Source organism: Yersinia alsatica, assembly GCF_902170305.1.
Taxonomy (GTDB): Bacteria; Pseudomonadota; Gammaproteobacteria; order Enterobacterales; family Enterobacteriaceae; genus Yersinia; species Yersinia alsatica.
The window spans coordinates 71103-88029 of record NZ_CABHWW010000006.1; the positions used below are offsets into that span (position 1 = coordinate 71103).

A 16927-nucleotide genomic window follows, 5' to 3' on the forward strand; every position below is an offset into this window, starting at 1 on the left:
ACTTTTGCTGAAGTATCGTCTCATAACTGCTTTGATTTTGATTCCGGTTGTCATTGGTGCACTGTTCCTGCTTCCGCCGGTTGGTTTTGCTATTGTTACTCTCGTTGTCTGCATGCTTGCAGCTTGGGAGTGGGGGCAATTAGCCGGGTTTGCCAGTCGTTCTCAGCGTATTTGGTTAGCCATACTTTGTGGTTTTCTTCTGGTTTTAATGCTGCTTAGTCTCCCTGCCTATCAGCATTCAGCGCATCTCCCGCAAGTGAGTGTGCCACTCTGGCTCTCTATGGGCTGGTGGATAGCTGCATTGATGTTGGTGCTTACTTACCCACGATCAGCAGTGTTCTGGCGCGACTCTCGCCTCTTGCGTATAATTTTCGGCATTCTGACGATTGTTCCGTTCTTCTGGGGCATGGTTGCGTTGCGTCAGTATGGCTATGAACAGAACCACAATATCGGCGCCTGGTGGCTACTGTATGTGATGCTCTTGGTGTGGGGGGCTGATTCCGGCGCTTATATGTTCGGAAAACTGTTCGGTAAACACAAATTAGCGCCTAAAGTCTCACCAGGTAAAACGTGGGAAGGATTAATTGGCGGTTTACTGACATCAGCTCTGATATCATGGTTGTTTGGTCGATACGCTCCGTTGGATATCATCCCGGAAAAGCTGTTAATCTGTTCCGTGGTTGCTGCATTGGCCTCGGTACTCGGCGATTTGACCGAAAGTATGTTTAAACGTGAAGCGGGAATTAAAGACAGTGGTCATTTGATTCCTGGTCATGGTGGGATACTGGATCGTATCGATAGCCTGACCGCAGCTGTGCCGGTATTTGCCTGCTTAATGCTGTTAGTGTTTTAATCCGTCACTGACGGGGAGTTTAGGGAATATGATGAGCATACTCTGGAGCCTGGCCGCGTTTATTATCGCACTGGGGATCTTAATTACAGTGCATGAATTTGGCCACTTTTGGGTGGCGCGGCGCTGTGGTGTCCGTGTCGAGCGCTTTTCGATTGGTTTTGGTAAAGCGCTATGGCGCCGGACTGATCGCCAGGGTACCGAGTATGTTATCGCCCTTATCCCATTGGGCGGCTACGTTAAAATGTTGGATGAGCGCGTCGAAGCTGTGGCGCCAGAATTTCGCCATCAATCTTTTAACAACAAAACTGTTTTACAACGTGCGGCAATCGTCAGCGCGGGTCCTATTGCCAACTTCCTTTTTGCGGTGATTGCATACTGGCTAGTGTTTATCATTGGTGTGCCAAGTGTGCGCCCGGTTGTGGGTGATATTTCGCCACAATCCATTGCTGCACAAGCCAATATTTCTCCGGGAATGGAACTTAAGTCTGTAGATGGTATCGAAACGCCTGACTGGGATTCTGTTCGTTTGGCATTAGTCAGTAAAATTGGCGATAAGCAAACACAGGTTGGTGTTGCTCCATTTGGTTCTGCCAATGTGGTGCAAAAAACCTTGGATTTGCGTCAGTGGCAATTTGAACCAGATAAACAAGACCCAGTCGTAGCATTGGGTATTATTCCTCGTGGACCGCAGATTGAATCCGTTCTGGCAGAAGTTCAACCAGGGTCAGCGGCAGAAAAGGCGGGTTTACAAGCGGGGGATAGGATAGTTAAAGTTGGCGGTCAGTTATTGGATCGTTGGCAAACATTTGTTTTACAAGTTCGAGATAACCCCGGTAAAGCGCTGGTGTTAGATATTGAAAGGGGCGGTACCCCCTTGTCTTTAACCTTGATACCAGATACAAAATCGGTTGGAGAAAACCGCAGTGAAGGTTTTGCGGGTGTAGTGCCGAAAGTTATACCGCTTCCGGATGAATATAGAACGATTCGCCAATATGGTCCGTTTACGGCATTCTACCAAGCTGGGGATAAAACCTGGCAGTTGATGCGGTTGACGGTAAGCATGTTGGGTAAACTGATTACTGGTGATGTTAAGCTGAATAACTTGAGTGGCCCGATATCTATTGCGCAAGGTGCTGGGGTTTCAGCTGAGTACGGGTTGGTATATTACCTGATGTTTTTGGCACTCATCAGTGTCAATTTGGGCATTATCAATTTGTTCCCGTTACCGGTGTTAGATGGTGGACATCTGCTCTTCCTGGCGATAGAAAAGCTGAAGGGTGGGCCGGTTTCTGAGCGAGTACAAGACTTCAGTTATCGCATCGGCTCGGTTTTGCTGGTGCTATTAATGGGGCTTGCACTTTTCAATGATTTCTCCCGTCTTTAACGGCAGGGGATAGGTTAGGAAGAACGCATAACAACGATGGCGATGAAAAAGTTGCTCATAGCGTCGCTGCTGTTTGGCAGCGCCACCGTATACGGTGCAGACGGGTTCGTAGTGAAAGATATTCATTTCGAAGGCCTGCAACGGGTCGCCGTCGGTGCGGCGTTACTTAATATGCCGGTTCGCGTAGGCGATACCGTCAGTGATGATGACATCGGTAAAACTATCCGTGCGTTGTTTGCTACAGGCAACTTCGAGGACGTTCGTGTCCTGCGCGATGGTGATACGCTGATTGTTCAAGTCAAAGAACGCCCAACGATTGCCAGCATCACTTTCTCCGGTAATAAAGCGGTGAAAGATGACATGCTTAAGCAGAATCTGGAAGCCTCTGGCGTCCGGGTTGGCGAAGCCCTGGACCGTACCACTATATCCAGCATTGAAAAAGGACTCGAAGACTTCTACTACAGCGTGGGTAAATACAGCGCATCTGTGAAAGCTGTCGTTACGCCACTACCGCGTAATCGTGTCGATCTCAAACTGGTCTTTACTGAGGGTGTATCTGCTAAAATTCAGCAGATTAACATCGTAGGTAACCACAGTTTCACAACTGATGAACTTATCTCGCGCTTCCAATTGCGTGATGAAGTGCCATGGTGGAACGTTGTTGGTGATCGCAAATACCAGAAGCAGAAACTGGCCGGTGACCTTGAAACCTTGCGCAGTTTCTATCTGGACCGTGGTTATGCCCGCTTTAATATCGATTCGACTCAAGTGAGCCTGACGCCAGATAAAAAAGGCATCTATATCACCATCAATATTACTGAAGGCAATCAATACAAGCTTAACAGTGTGGTTGTGAGCGGTAACCTTGCGGGCCATCAATCTGAAGCTGATAAGCTGACCCAGATTGAGCCGGGTGAATTGTTTAACGGCAGCAAAGTCACACGCATGGAAGAAGACATCAAGAAGATGTTGGGCCGTTACGGCTATGCCTACCCGCGTGTAGTATCTCAGCCTGAAATTAACGACGCTGATAAAACTGTCAAACTGCATATCAATGTAGATGCGGGTAACCGTTTCTATGTTCGTAATGTTCGTTTCGAAGGCAATGACACCAGTAAAGATTCCGTATTGCGCCGTGAAATGCGCCAGATGGAAGGTGCATGGTTGGGTAATGATCAGGTCGAAGCTGGTAAAGAGCGTTTGAACCGTCTGGGCTATTTCGAAACCGTTGATGTTGAAACTCAGCGTGTTCCGGGAACCGCTGATCAGGTTGATGTGACTTACAAAGTTAAAGAACGAAACACAGGTAGCCTGAACTTTGGTATCGGTTACGGTACTGAAAGTGGCGTAAGCTTCCAGGTTGGCGTTCAGCAAGATAACTGGTTGGGTACGGGTAATACCGTTGGTATTAACGGTACGAAGAACGACTACCAGACTTATGCTGAATTTACCTTAACTGACCCTTACTTCACTGTTGATGGTGTAAGTCTGGGCGGGCGTATCTTCTATAATGACTTTAAAGCAGATAACGCGGACTTGTCTGGCTATACCAACAGCAGCTACGGTGTTGACGGTACTTTAGGCTTCCCTATCAATGAAAATAACTCATTGCGTGTTGGCTTAGGTTATGTCCATAACGACCTGTCTGATATGGAACCGCAAGTCGCGATGTGGCGCTATCTGGATTCAGTAGGCCAACGACCAAGCTATACAGGTCGCGAAGGCTTTACTACTGACGACTTTACGCTGAACCTGGGTTGGACATATAACAACCTTGACCGTGGTTTCTTCCCGACTTCGGGGGTGAAATCATCGGTGAATACGAAAGTTACCGTGCCTGGCTCTGATAATGAGTTCTACAAGGTGACATTCGATACATCAGCGTATCAGCCATTGGATGAAGATCGTTCATGGGTGCTCTTGGGCCGTGGTCGCTTGGGTTATGGCGGCGGTATCGGTTCGAAAGAGATGCCATTCTATGAGAACTTCTATGCAGGTGGTTCCAGCTCGGTTCGTGGCTTCCGATCAAATAACATTGGTCCAAAAGCTGCGTATTACGGCAATAATGGGACTACAGTTACTAATTCTACCGATGCAGTCGGTGGTAACGCGATGGCGGTGGCCAGTTTAGAACTGATTACACCAACACCGTTTATTAGCGAGAAATACTCGAACTCTGTACGTACCTCATTCTTTATTGACTCCGGTACTGTATGGGATACTAATTGGGAAAATACCGCAGAGACGCGTGCTGCTGGCATACCTGATTACAGTAAAGCTAGCAATATTCGTGTGTCTGCCGGTGTGTCCTTGCAATGGATGTCTCCATTGGGGCCATTAGTGTTCTCATATGCTAAACCGGTTAAAGATTACGAAGGCGACAAGTCAGAGCAATTCCAGTTTAACATTGGTAAAACTTGGTAATTGATTGGCAAAGCAGTACTGAATTTTAAAGACAGCACTGGTAGTTGAAATAACCTAAAGTAGCGTCAGCTCAGGTTGGCGCTATGCTAGGGATTATTCAGTATTAAGTGCACTTCAAGGTGTCTCTGACACAAACGGGTAATGGTAAGGAGTTTATAGTGAAAAAGTGGTTGTGTGCCGCAGGTCTAGGTTTAGCATTGGCTGCTTCAGCCAGCGTTCAAGCCGCTGACAAGATTGCTATTGTTAACGTTTCCAGCATTTTCCAACAATTACCTGCGCGTGAAACCGTAGCTAAGCAGCTGGAGAATGAATTCAAAGGCCGTGCAACCGAACTGCAAGGAATGGAGCGCGATCTGCAGACTAAAATGCAGAAGCTGCAACGTGACGGTTCTACCATGAAAGCCAGCGATCGTACCAAGCTGGAAAGCGACGTAATGAAACAGCGTGAAACTTTCTCTACTAAAGCCCAGGCTTTTGAGCAAGACAATCGCCGTCGTCAGATGGAAGAACGTAACAAAATTCTGAGCCGTATTCAGGATGCTGTTAAACTTGTTGCCAGCAAAGGCGGTTATGACGTAGTGATCGATGCAAATGCTGTTGCATATGCTGACTCTTCTAAAGATATCACTGCTGACGTGCTGAAACAGGTTAAATAAAACATGCCTTCAATTCGACTGGCTGATTTAGCCCAGCAGTTGGATGCACAGGTGCACGGTGATGGCGATCTCGTCATCACCGGCATCGCTTCTATGCATTCTGCCGAGCCTTCGCAAATCACATTTTTGTCAAACAGCCGCTATCAGGAACAACTCGCGACCTGCAATGCAGGTGCTGTGGTACTGACTGAGGCAGATTTACCATTCTGTAAATCTGCGGCTTTGGTCGTTAAAAATCCTTATTTAACCTATGCGCGCATGGCTCAGATAATGGATACCACCCCTCAGCCAGCGCAAGATATCGCGCCAAGTGCGGTAATTTCTCCGCGGGCAACGCTGGGAGAGAACGTTTCTATTGGTGCAAATGCAGTCATAGAGTCCGGTGTTGTGCTGGGTGATAACGTTGTTATCGGTGCAGGCTGCTTTATTGGTAAGAATACTCACATTGGTGCAGGTAGCCGTTTGTGGGCCAATGTCTCCGTTTATCATGAAGTGGTGATTGGACAGAACTGTCTGATCCAATCCGGTACGGTCATTGGTGCAGATGGTTTTGGCTATGCAAATGATCGTGGTAACTGGATAAAAATTCCTCAGCTAGGTTCTGTACATATTGGCGATCGTGTTGAGATTGGCGCCTGTACAACAATTGACCGTGGGGCATTGGATAACACGATTATTGGTAATGGCGTTATCATTGATAACCAATGCCAGATTGCACATAACGTTGTGATTGGCGACAATACCGCAGTTGCGGGTGGTGTTATCATGGCAGGCAGTCTGAAAGTTGGACGCTATTGTATGATAGGCGGTGCCAGTGTGATCAATGGTCACATGGAGATTTGTGACAAAGTCACAATCACTGGGATGGGAATGGTGATGCGTCCAATCACCGAACCTGGGTTATACTCCTCCGGGATTCCGCTACAACCGAATAAAGTTTGGCGCAAGACAGCTGCTTTAGTGATGAATATTGATGGGATTAATAAACGCTTAAAAGCTATTGAGCGCAAAATCGATAAAGAATAATCACTCAAGCCCGAAACTCTGAGCAAATAATCAAACTTATTGGTAGTTAATACCAAAAGTAAGTGTAAAGAGTTCATAATTTGCGGCCTGCCTAATGCCTCCTTTTTGGGGCTGTGCAGGCCGTGTTGTTGATAGCATCAGTTTTTAGACAGGAAGAGTATTTTGACTACTGACACTCATACTCTGCACATTGAAGAGATTTTGGATCTACTCCCGCACCGTTTTCCGTTTTTGCTGGTAGATCGCGTCCTCGATTTTGAGGAAGGCAAATTTCTGCGTGCAGTGAAGAACGTCTCTTTCAACGAGCCATTTTTCCAAGGCCACTTCCCGGGCAAGCCAATCTTCCCTGGTGTGTTGATATTAGAAGCGATGGCTCAGGCTACCGGGATTTTGGCATTTAAGAGCCGTGGTAAACTTGAACCAGGTGAGCTTTATTATTTTGCTGGTATTGATGAAGCTCGCTTCAAACGCCCAGTGGTGCCTGGCGATCAAATGATCATGGAAGTTGAGTTTGTCAAAGAACGCCGTGGTCTGACTCGCTTTACTGGTGTGGCAAAAGTTGATGGTGAAATCGTTTGTACGGCAACCATGATGTGTGCTCGTAGCAAACCGGCAACAGCGCCAGTAGAAGCAGCAGTTGTAAAGCCTGACGTTAAGGAGTCCTGATACGTGATTGACAAAACCGCCGTTATCCATCCAAGTTCTATCGTTGAAGAAGGTGCCATTATAGGCGCCGGCGTTCATATCGGCCCCTTCTGCTTTGTCGGATCCCAGGTGGAAATCGGCGCTGGCACGGAACTGAAATCCCATGTCGTCGTTAATGGAATAACAAAAATCGGCTGTGATAATCAGATTTATCAGTTTGCTTCGATTGGTGAAGCTAACCAAGATCTGAAATATGCAGGCGAGCCTACTCGTGTCGAGATCGGCGATCGTAACCGTATCCGCGAAAGTGTTTCTATCCACCGTGGCACTGTCCAAGGTGGTGGGTTAACCAAAGTAGGCAGCGATAATTTACTCATGATCAATGCCCATATAGCCCATGATTGCATCATTGGCAATCGTTGCATTCTGGCAAACAATGCAACGTTGGGTGGGCATGTAGAAATTGACGATTATGCCATTATTGGCGGTATGACGGCAGTTCACCAATTCTGCGTGATCGGCGCGCATGTTATGGTGGGCGGTTGTTCAGGCGTTGCTCAAGACGTGCCTCCTTTTGTCATCGCTCAAGGCAACCACGCGACACCATTTGGTATTAATATCGAAGGGTTGAAGCGCCGTGGCTTTGACAAAGAATCACTTCATGCCATCCGCAATGCATACAAACTGTTGTATCGCAGTGGCCGGACTCTGGACGAAGTTAAACCAGAAATTGCCGAGCTGGCGCAGCAACATCCGGCGGTTCAGGCATTCAGTGATTTCTTTGAACGTTCGACCCGCGGCATTATTCGCTGACCTATGCAAAATAGCCCATTATCTGTTGATCGTCCGTTAAGCGGCGGGCGTCCTTTAACTATCGGTTTAGTCGCTGGAGAAACATCTGGCGACATCTTAGGTGCCGGATTAATTCGTGCACTGAAAGCTCGGGTTCCTGATGCACGCTTTGTAGGTGTTGCCGGTCCTCTGATGCAAGCTGAAGGATGCGAAGCCTGGTTTGAGATGGAAGAATTGGCAGTAATGGGGGTTGTTGAGGTTTTAGAGCGCCTGCCACGTTTGTTGAAAATTCGAAAAGAGCTGACTCAGCGTTTCAGTGAGCTCTCTCCAGATGTTTTTGTCGGTATCGATGCCCCTGATTTCAATATTACCCTTGAAGGGCGTTTGAAACAGCGCGGTATCCGAACCGTTCATTATGTCAGCCCGTCCGTTTGGGCCTGGCGGCAAAAGCGTGTTTTCAAAATTGGTAAAGCGACCGATATGGTGCTGGCCTTTCTTCCTTTTGAAAAAGCGTTTTACGATCGTTTTAATGTTCCCTGTCGTTTTATCGGTCATACCATGGCCGATACCATGCCATTAGCTCCTGACAAACAAGCGGCAAGAGCAGAACTGGGCATTGCATCAAACACACCTTGTTTAGCCTTGTTGCCCGGTAGTCGTCATTCGGAAGTCGAAATGCTCAGTGGCGACTTTCTGCGTACCGCAGCCATCTTGAAGCAGCAAATACCTGAATTGGATGTGTTGGTCCCGCTGGTTAACAGTAAACGACGCGAACAGTTTGAGCGAATTAAGGCTGAGGTTGCCCCCGACCTATCAGTGCATTTGCTGGATGGTAACGCCCGTTTGGCGATGATTGCCAGCGATGCGACACTGCTGGCCTCTGGTACCGCGGCATTAGAGTGCATGTTGGCCAAATGCCCAATGGTAGTCGGCTATCGTATGAAACCTTTCACATTCTGGTTGGCCGAGAGGCTGGTTAAGACACCTTATGTCTCGTTACCTAATTTATTAGCAGGCGAAGAGTTGGTGACTGAGCTGTTGCAGCAAGAGTGTCAGCCACAAAAATTAGCCGATGCGTTGTTGCCGTTGTTGCAAGGTGGGGACGCTGTTGAAGCTTTAAAAGCACGTTTTCTGATTTTACATCGGAGCATCCGCTGTGGTGCGGATGAGCAAGCAGCCCAGGCTGTATTGGAGTTAGCCGGACGATGACTGATATTTTTATTTACCCACAAGCCAATCTGATTGCGGGTGTGGATGAAGTAGGTCGCGGCCCCTTAGTGGGTGCGGTTGTCACTGCGGCGGTTATTCTTGATCCTAAACGGCCAATAGTCGGTTTAGCCGACTCGAAGAAACTGAGTGAAAAACGCCGTCTGTCACTCTATGACGAAATTACTGACAAGGCACTGTCATGGAGCCTTGGCCGCGCAGAGCCTGAAGAGATTGACCAGCTCAATATCTTGCACGCCACTATGCTTGCCATGCAAAGGGCCGTTGCTGGGCTGCATATTGCCCCTGATTATGTCTTGATTGATGGCAATCGTTGTCCGAAACTGGCGATGCCGTCATTAGCCGTTGTCAAAGGTGATAGCCGGGTGGCAGAGATTAGTGCCGCCTCTATTCTGGCTAAAGTGACGCGTGACCGTGAAATGATTGAGCTTGATCTTCATTTCCCTGAATATGGTTTCGCTCAGCACAAAGGTTATCCCACCGCTGTCCATTTAGAAAAATTGGCAGCCTTCGGTGCCACCGAACACCACCGGCGCAGTTTTGGCCCAGTTAAACGTGTGCTAGGTTTGGTGTAACTCATTGTTGCGTAAACCACTTTTGTGTCAATAACGAAGTAAAATCCATAATGTATGGATATGATTCTTCAGCAATAAATTGCTGGAGATATGATTCAATCCACTAATTTCTGGTATCTGGATATGGCCGAACCTCGTTTTGTCCACCTGCGTGTTCACAGCGATTACTCCATGATCGATGGATTAGCCAAGATTGGGCCCTTGGTGAAGAGAGCTGCTGCGTTGGGCATGCCCGCTCTGGCCATTACCGATTTTACCAACCTGTGTGGCCTGGTAAAATTCTACGGTAGCGCCCATGGTGCTGGGGTCAAACCCATCATTGGCGCAGATTTCTATGTGCAAAGCGAGATTTTGGGTGATGAGTTAGCTCACCTGACGGTTTTGGCACGCAATAATGAAGGTTACCAAAACCTGACTTTACTGATATCCGAAGCTTATCAACGTGGCTATGGTGCTGCTGGCCCGATCATTGATCGGGATTGGCTGATTAATCATAAAGAAGGGCTGATTCTACTGTCCGGTGGTCGGATGGGTGATGTCGGTAAGTTTATCTTGCGGGGTAATCAGGTTCAGGTTGATCAATGCCTCGAATTTTATCAAGAGCATTTCCCTAATAGTTATTATCTGGAGTTAATTCGTACGGGTCGCCCGGATGAAGAAAACTACCTGCATGCTGCGGTAGCGCTGGCTACCGAGCGCGGCTTGCCCGTGGTAGCGACCAATGATGTGCGTTTTATCGATGAGTCAGATTTTGATGCGCACGAGATTCGTGTTGCTATCCATGACGGTTTTACACTGGTTGATCCTAAGCGGCCTAAGAACTATAGCCCTCAGCAATTTATGCGTGACGAAGAGCAGATGTGCGAGCTGTTCGCCGACATTCCTGAGGCGCTGATCAACAGTGTTGAGATAGCCAAACGTTGTAATGTGACCATCCGGCTTGGGGAGTATTTCTTACCTCAATTCCCGACCGGTGATATGAGTACCGAAGATTTTCTGGTTGAAAAGTCTAAACAAGGTTTAGAAGAACGACTGGAGTTCCTATTCCCTGACCCTGAAGTTCGGGCGCAAAAGCGGCCCGAATATGATGAACGTCTGGAAATCGAGCTGAAAGTTATTAACCAGATGGGTTTCCCTGGTTACTTCTTGATAGTTATGGAATTTATCCAGTGGTCAAAAGATAACGGTGTACCGGTAGGCCCAGGGCGAGGCTCAGGCGCGGGTTCTCTGGTGGCCTATGCGCTGAAGATTACCGACCTCGACCCACTGGAGTTTGACCTCCTGTTCGAACGTTTTCTTAACCCTGAACGTGTATCAATGCCCGACTTCGACGTTGACTTCTGCATGGAGAAACGTGACCTGGTGATTGAACACGTCGCGGACATGTATGGCCGTGATGCGGTTTCGCAGATTATTACCTTCGGTACCATGGCCGCCAAAGCGGTGATCCGTGATGTGGGCCGTGTGCTGGGTCATCCTTATGGTTTTGTCGACCGTATCTCTAAATTAGTCCCGCCTGATCCGGGGATGACACTGGAGAAAGCCTTCGCCGCAGAGCCGCAACTGCCAGAAATCTATGAGGCAGATGAAGAGGTTAGAGCGCTGATTGATATGGCGCGTAAGTTGGAAGGGGTAACACGTAACGCCGGTAAACATGCCGGTGGGGTGGTTATCGCGCCAACTAAAATCACTGATTTTGCCCCCCTTTATTGTGATGCCGAAGGGAAAAACCCGGTCACCCAATTCGATAAGAATGATGTGGAATATGCCGGGTTAGTGAAGTTCGACTTCCTTGGTTTGCGAACGCTTACTATCATTAACTGGGCGCTGGAGATGATTAACGCCCGGCGCGCCAAAACCGGTTTAGAGCCAATTGATATTGCTTCTATTCCGTTGGATGATAAAAAAAGCTTCGATATGCTGCAACGCTCGGAAACGACTGCGGTATTCCAGCTTGAATCCCGCGGCATGAAAGATCTTATCAAGCGGCTGAAACCAGACTGCTTCGAAGATATGATTGCATTGGTGGCATTGTTCCGCCCAGGTCCGTTGCAATCAGGGATGGTAGATAACTTTATCGACCGTAAACATGGCCGTGAAGCTATTTCTTATCCCGACATTGAATGGCAGCATGAGTCACTAAAACCGGTGCTTGAGCCAACCTATGGCATTATCCTGTATCAAGAACAGGTTATGCAGATTGCTCAGGTTCTGTCTGGTTATTCACTCGGCGGCGCGGATATGTTGCGTCGTGCGATGGGTAAGAAGAACCCAGCAGAGATGGCCAAACAGCGCTCGGTATTTGAGGATGGGGCCAAAAGTCAGGGCGTTGATGGCGAACTGGCGATTAAGATCTTTGACTTGGTAGAGAAATTTGCCGGTTATGGTTTTAACAAGTCACACTCCGCCGCTTATGCTTTGGTTTCTTACCAAACGCTGTGGTTAAAAGCGCATTATCCGGCTGAATTTATGGCGGCGGTAATGACCGCTGATATGGATAACACCGATAAGGTGGTTGGTCTGGTTGACGAATGTTGGCGCATGGGGCTGAAAATCTTGCCTCCGGATATCAACAGTGGCTTGTATCATTTCCATGTAAATGATGACGGCGAAATTGTTTATGGTATCGGTGCCATCAAAGGTGTGGGTGAAGGGCCGATTGAAGCGATGCTCGAAGCCCGTAAAGAGGGGGGCTATTTCAAAGAGTTATTTGATTTATGCGCCAGAGTCGACACTAAAAAACTCAATCGCCGGATTTTAGAAAAACTGATTATGTCCGGTGCCTTTGACCGTCTGGGGCCGCACCGTGCCGCATTAATGAGTTCATTGGGCGAAGCATTAAAGGCGGCGGACCAACATGCCAAGGCTGAAGCTATTGGTCAGGTAGATATGTTTGGCGTATTGGCTGATGCACCTGAGCAGGTTGAGCAATCTTATGCTAATGTGCCGCCGTGGCAGGAACAAATTGTTTTAGACGGTGAGCGGGAAACGCTGGGGCTGTATCTGACCGGCCACCCAATTACCCAATATCTTAAGGAAATAGAACGTTATGCCGGTGGGCTGCGTTTGAAAGATATGCATCCGACGGATCGGGGCAAAATGACCATGGCAGCGGGGCTGGTTATCGCTGCAAGGGTTATGGTAACAAAACGCGGAAATCGTATTGGCATTTGTACTTTGGATGACCGCTCTGGGCGTCTGGAGGTGATGCTATTCACCGATGCGTTGGAAAAATATCAGCATTTGTTGGAAAAAGACCGTATCCTGATAGCCACTGGACAGGTCAGCTTTGATGACTTTAGTGGTGGACTTAAAATGACCGCCCGTGAGTTAATGGACATCAGTGAAGCTCGTGAAAAATATGCCCGTGGGCTTGCTATATCGCTGACTGACAGGCAAATTGATGACCAGCTTTTGAACCGTCTCCGTCAGTCGTTGGAACCCCATCGAGCGGGGACGATCCCAGTGCATCTTTATTACCAACGGGAAGATGCTCGCGCTAGGTTGCGGTTTGGAGCCACATGGCGCGTGACACCCACCGATCGCTTATTGATAGAATTGCGAACGTTGGTCGGTAATGAGCAGGTGGAACTGGAATTTGACTAAAATAGGAATGCTATGAGTCTGAATTTTCTTGATTTTGAACAGCCGATTGCAGAGCTGGAAGCGAAAATTGACTCGCTGACCGCAGTCAGCCGTCAAGACGAAAAATTAGATATTAATCTGGACGAAGAGGTTCAGCGTCTACGTGAGAAAAGTGTCGAGCTGACGCGGAAGATATTCTCGGATCTTGGCGCATGGCAAATTGCCCAATTGGCACGCCATCCTGGCCGCCCTTATACCCTGGATTATATCGCTAATATCTTTACCGATTTCGAAGAACTGGCAGGTGATCGTGCCTATGCCGACGATAAAGCTATCGTTGGTGGTATCGCACGTCTGGATGGTCGTCCGGTGATGATCATTGGTCATCAAAAGGGCCGTGATACCAAAGAGAAGATCCGTCGTAACTTTGGTATGCCAGCACCAGAAGGTTATCGTAAAGCATTGCGTCTGATGGAAATGGCTGAGCGCTTTAAGCTGCCGATCATTACTTTCATTGATACGCCAGGGGCTTATCCTGGTGTGGGTGCTGAAGAACGTGGTCAATCTGAAGCGATTGCACGTAACCTGCGCGAAATGTCTCGCCTGAATGTCCCTATCGTTTGTACCGTCATTGGTGAAGGTGGCTCAGGTGGTGCATTGGCAATCGGGGTTGGCGATAAAGTGAATATGCTGCAATACAGCACTTATTCGGTTATCTCTCCAGAAGGCTGTGCTTCCATCTTGTGGAAAAGCGCAGATAAAGCGCCATTAGCCGCAGAAGCGATGGGTATTACTGCCCATCGGCTGAAAGAACTGAAAATGATCGACTCGGTGATCCCTGAGCCGTTAGGTGGTGCGCATCGCGATCACATTGCGATTGCTGCTTCACTGAAAGCACAGCTTCTGGCTGATCTCAGCGATTTGGATGTTCTGAATAATGAAGAGTTACTGAATCGCCGTTATCAACGTCTGATGAATTACGGCTATTGCTGAGTAACAGTGTCCAGATTGTTGGTCACCTAAGTTAGTTATTGAAATCCGGTGCATACATTATGTACCGGATTTTTGTTTATAAACGCCCAGCCAATCCCGCCTACGATGCTCTATCCATTCAACTTAATACCCAACCTCATAATTTTTAGGTAAAAGGTACCCTAGGTAGAATTTTCATGTTGTTATAGATGATTAGTGAACAATTTGAGGATTCACCAATGAATATCATCGCCATCATGGGGCCAATGGGGGTCTACTATAAAGATGAGCCTATTCGCGAGTTGAGTGATGCTATGCTCAGCAAAGGTTTCCAGCTGATCTATCCGAATGATCATGGCGATCTACTCAAGCTGATCGAGCATAATGCGCGGATTATTGGTGTTATTTTCGATTGGGATCAGCACAGCGCAGATCTCTGCGCTGAAATTAATGAGCTAAACGAATATCTTCCACTTTATGCTTTTATCAATACGACATCTTCACTCGATGTTAGTTTGAATGAAATGCGTATGGCTCTTTATTTCTTTGAATATGCTCTGAATGCTGCAGAAGATATTGCACAGCACATTGAACAATATACAACAGAGTATATGGATAGCATTACTCCGCCTTTAACTAAGGCACTATTTAATTATGTCAAAGAGGGGAAGTATACTTTTTGCACTCCAGGGCATATGGCAGGAACTGCTTTTCAAAAAAGCCCGGTAGGTAGCCTGTTCTATGATTTCTTTGGTGCCAATACCCTCAAAGCGGATATTTCTATATCAGTCACTGAACTGGGTTCATTATTAGATCATAGTGGGCCACATCTGGAAGCTGAAGAGTATATTGCCCGCACGTTCAATGCTGAACAGAGCTATATGGTGACGAATGGCACGTCGACGGCAAATAAAATTATTGGAATGTACTCGTCCCCTGCCGGTAGCACGGTATTAATTGATCGTAATTGCCATAAGTCTCTGACGCATCTTCTGATGATGAGCGATATTATTCCGCTCTATTTACATCCAGCTCGTAACGCATATGGCATTTTAGGTGGCATACCGCAGCGTGAATTTACCCGAGAGTCTATTACCGAGAAAGTTGCACAAACTAAGAATGCCCATTGGCCGGTACATGCGGTAATTACCAACTCGACCTATGATGGCTTGCTCTATAATACCGACTATATTAAGCAAGTCTTGGATGTGCCTTCAATTCATTTTGATTCAGCGTGGGTTCCTTATACTAACTTTCATGAGATCTATGAGGGTAAAAGTGGCATGAGTGGGGAGCGGGTTGCCGGGAAAGTATTTTATGAAACGCAATCGACGCATAAATTACTGGCGGCATTCTCTCAAGCTTCAATGATTCATATTAAAGGTGACTACAATGAAGGCACTTTTAATGAAGCTTATATGATGCATACCACCACCTCACCAAATTACAGTATCGTCGCCTCAATGGAGACGGCAGCGGCAATGATGCGGGGCAAACCAGGGCGACGGATGATTATGCGCTCCATCGAACGGGCGATGCATTTCCGTAAAGAGGTGCGGCGTTTACGCTCGGAAAGCGATAACTGGTTTTTTGATGTCTGGCAACCTGAGGCCATCGACGAAATCGCCTGTTGGCCGCTACAGCCGGGGCAGAAGTGGCATGGTTTTAGCGACGTAGATGCGGATCATATGTATCTGGATCCTATCAAAGTGACTATTTTGACGCCGGGAATGAGCCCTGAAGGTGAACTTGAAGATGACGGGATCCCTGCTGCTTTGGTCGCCAAATTCTTAGATGAGCGCGGTATCGTGGTAGAGAAAACCGGCCCATATAATTTACTGTTTTTATTCAGTATTGGTATTGATAAAACCAAAGCAATGAGTTTATTGCGCGGGCTGACTGAGTTTAAACGTGCTTTTGATCTTAATTTACGAGTTAAAAATATGCTGCCGGATCTGTTTGCTGTGGATCCGGATTTTTACCGCCATATGCGCATTCAGGATCTGGCTGCCGGTATCCATCAATTGATCCGCCAACATGATTTGCCCCGCCTAATGCGCCAGTCATTTGATGTACTGCCAGAGATGAAACTCACGCCATATAATATGTTCCAGCAACAGATCCGCGGTAATATAGTCGCTTGCGATATGGCCGATTTGATTGGCAAAGTGGTCGCCAATATGATCTTACCTTACCCACCGGGCGTTCCGCTGGTGATGCCCGGCGAAATGATTACTGAGAAGAGCCGAGCAGTATTGGATTTCCTATTGCTGCTGGGCGCTATTGGCGAACATTATCCCGGATTTGAAACTGATATCCACGGTGCCAAGCGCAGCGAAGATGGACGTTATTGGGTCAATGTACTGAAAAATAACTAGGTTGGAATATATGCTGGCAATACGTCAGGTTCATCATATTGCGATAATTGGCTCAGATTATCAGGCAAGTAAGAAATTTTACTGCGAGGTGCTGGGTTTTAGCCTAATGAGTGAAGTCTATCGTGCAGCCCGAGACTCATGGAAAGCTGATCTGGCACTCAATGGGGAATATCTTATTGAGTTATTCTCTTTTCCTGCTCCGGCGCCACGGCCTAGCCGTCCAGAAGCTTGTGGATTACGGCATCTGGCGTTTCAGGTTGATGATATTGAATTAGCCGTGCGCGAGCTTGAAGCCGCAGGGGTTATTTGCGAGGCGATTCGCATTGATCCCTATACCGAATCACGTTTTACTTTCTTTAATGACCCAGATGGTTTACCTCTGGAGCTCTATGAATTGATACCGGAATAAT

At 47.5% G+C, this 16927-nt stretch carries 13 protein-coding genes; all 13 read left to right on the plus strand.

The window, feature by feature from the left end; translation table 11 throughout:
* Positions 1-4 precede the first annotated feature (4 nt).
* The 13 genes from cdsA (at position 5) to FTA96_RS01885 (ending at position 16926) form a co-directional block, all read left to right on the plus strand.
* Positions 5-853 carry a phosphatidate cytidylyltransferase gene (cdsA, locus tag FTA96_RS01825; RefSeq protein ID WP_050124029.1) on the plus strand — a complete coding sequence of 283 codons (849 nt, stop codon included), beginning with the start codon at positions 5-7 and terminating at the stop codon, positions 851-853.
* A 28-nt stretch (positions 854-881) separates the two neighbouring features.
* Entirely contained in the window at positions 882-2237 is a 1356-nt protein-coding gene (gene rseP / locus FTA96_RS01830; RefSeq protein WP_050109920.1) for a sigma E protease regulator RseP, read from the plus strand.
* A 36-nt stretch (positions 2238-2273) separates the two neighbouring features.
* A complete protein-coding gene (bamA, locus tag FTA96_RS01835) occupies positions 2274-4661 on the plus strand; it encodes an outer membrane protein assembly factor BamA (RefSeq protein ID WP_050109919.1) in 2388 nt (795 codons plus the stop codon).
* Between the two features lie 158 nt (positions 4662-4819).
* Complete coding sequence (skp, locus tag FTA96_RS01840) at positions 4820-5317, plus strand: molecular chaperone Skp (RefSeq protein ID WP_050146530.1); 498 nt, start codon at positions 4820-4822, stop codon at positions 5315-5317.
* A 3-nt stretch (positions 5318-5320) separates the two neighbouring features.
* Entirely contained in the window at positions 5321-6343 is a 1023-nt protein-coding gene (gene lpxD / locus FTA96_RS01845; protein WP_050124030.1) for a UDP-3-O-(3-hydroxymyristoyl)glucosamine N-acyltransferase, read from the plus strand.
* 162 nt (positions 6344-6505) lie between these two features.
* Positions 6506-7009 (plus strand): 3-hydroxyacyl-ACP dehydratase FabZ, encoded by a 504-nt coding sequence (fabZ, locus tag FTA96_RS01850; protein ID WP_032910240.1) that lies wholly within the window; start codon positions 6506-6508, stop codon positions 7007-7009.
* A gap of 3 nt (positions 7010-7012) precedes the next feature.
* Positions 7013-7801, plus strand: a complete 789-nt coding sequence (gene lpxA, locus FTA96_RS01855; protein ID WP_050109918.1) for an acyl-ACP--UDP-N-acetylglucosamine O-acyltransferase — start codon at positions 7013-7015, stop codon at positions 7799-7801.
* 3 nt (positions 7802-7804) lie between these two features.
* Entirely contained in the window at positions 7805-8989 is a 1185-nt protein-coding gene (gene lpxB, locus FTA96_RS01860) for a lipid-A-disaccharide synthase (RefSeq protein WP_145573076.1), read from the plus strand.
* Positions 8986-9582 carry a ribonuclease HII gene (gene rnhB, locus FTA96_RS01865; RefSeq protein ID WP_050136189.1) on the plus strand — a complete coding sequence of 199 codons (597 nt, stop codon included), beginning with the start codon at positions 8986-8988 and terminating at the stop codon, positions 9580-9582. Before lpxB ends, rnhB begins: the two co-directional genes overlap by 4 nt.
* Positions 9583-9705: 123 nt before the next feature.
* Complete coding sequence (dnaE, locus tag FTA96_RS01870; RefSeq protein WP_050109963.1) at positions 9706-13188, plus strand: DNA polymerase III subunit alpha; 3483 nt, start codon at positions 9706-9708, stop codon at positions 13186-13188.
* Positions 13189-13200: 12 nt separating this feature from the next.
* Positions 13201-14160 (plus strand): acetyl-CoA carboxylase carboxyl transferase subunit alpha, encoded by a 960-nt coding sequence (accA, locus tag FTA96_RS01875; RefSeq protein ID WP_050109915.1) that lies wholly within the window; start codon positions 13201-13203, stop codon positions 14158-14160.
* Positions 14161-14378: 218 nt separating this feature from the next.
* The gene (locus FTA96_RS01880) at positions 14379-16517 is read left to right on the plus strand and encodes a lysine decarboxylase LdcC (RefSeq protein WP_145573077.1); all 2139 of its coding nucleotides are present in this window, start codon (positions 14379-14381) and stop codon (positions 16515-16517) included.
* Between the two features lie 10 nt (positions 16518-16527).
* Positions 16528-16926: a VOC family protein gene (locus tag FTA96_RS01885; protein WP_134957022.1), complete on the plus strand. Its 399-nt coding sequence runs from the start codon at positions 16528-16530 to the stop codon at positions 16924-16926.
* Position 16927: the final 1 nt, after the last annotated feature.

Excerpts from the sequence above, each read along its gene's own strand:
- rseP (WP_050109920.1), top strand. The coding sequence starts at position 882 with ATGATGAGCATACTCTGGAGCCTGGCCGCGTTTATTATCGCACTGGGG.
- bamA (WP_050109919.1), top strand. The coding sequence starts at position 2,274 with ATGGCGATGAAAAAGTTGCTCATAGCGTCGCTGCTGTTTGGCAGCGCC.
- lpxD (WP_050124030.1), top strand. The coding sequence starts at position 5,321 with ATGCCTTCAATTCGACTGGCTGATTTAGCCCAGCAGTTGGATGCACAG.
- lpxB (WP_145573076.1), top strand. The coding sequence starts at position 7,805 with ATGCAAAATAGCCCATTATCTGTTGATCGTCCGTTAAGCGGCGGGCGT.
- rnhB (WP_050136189.1), top strand. The coding sequence starts at position 8,986 with ATGACTGATATTTTTATTTACCCACAAGCCAATCTGATTGCGGGTGTG.
- dnaE (WP_050109963.1), top strand. The coding sequence starts at position 9,706 with ATGGCCGAACCTCGTTTTGTCCACCTGCGTGTTCACAGCGATTACTCC.
- accA (WP_050109915.1), top strand. The coding sequence starts at position 13,201 with ATGAGTCTGAATTTTCTTGATTTTGAACAGCCGATTGCAGAGCTGGAA.
- FTA96_RS01880 (WP_145573077.1), top strand. The coding sequence starts at position 14,379 with ATGAATATCATCGCCATCATGGGGCCAATGGGGGTCTACTATAAAGAT.
- FTA96_RS01885 (WP_134957022.1), top strand. The coding sequence starts at position 16,528 with ATGCTGGCAATACGTCAGGTTCATCATATTGCGATAATTGGCTCAGAT.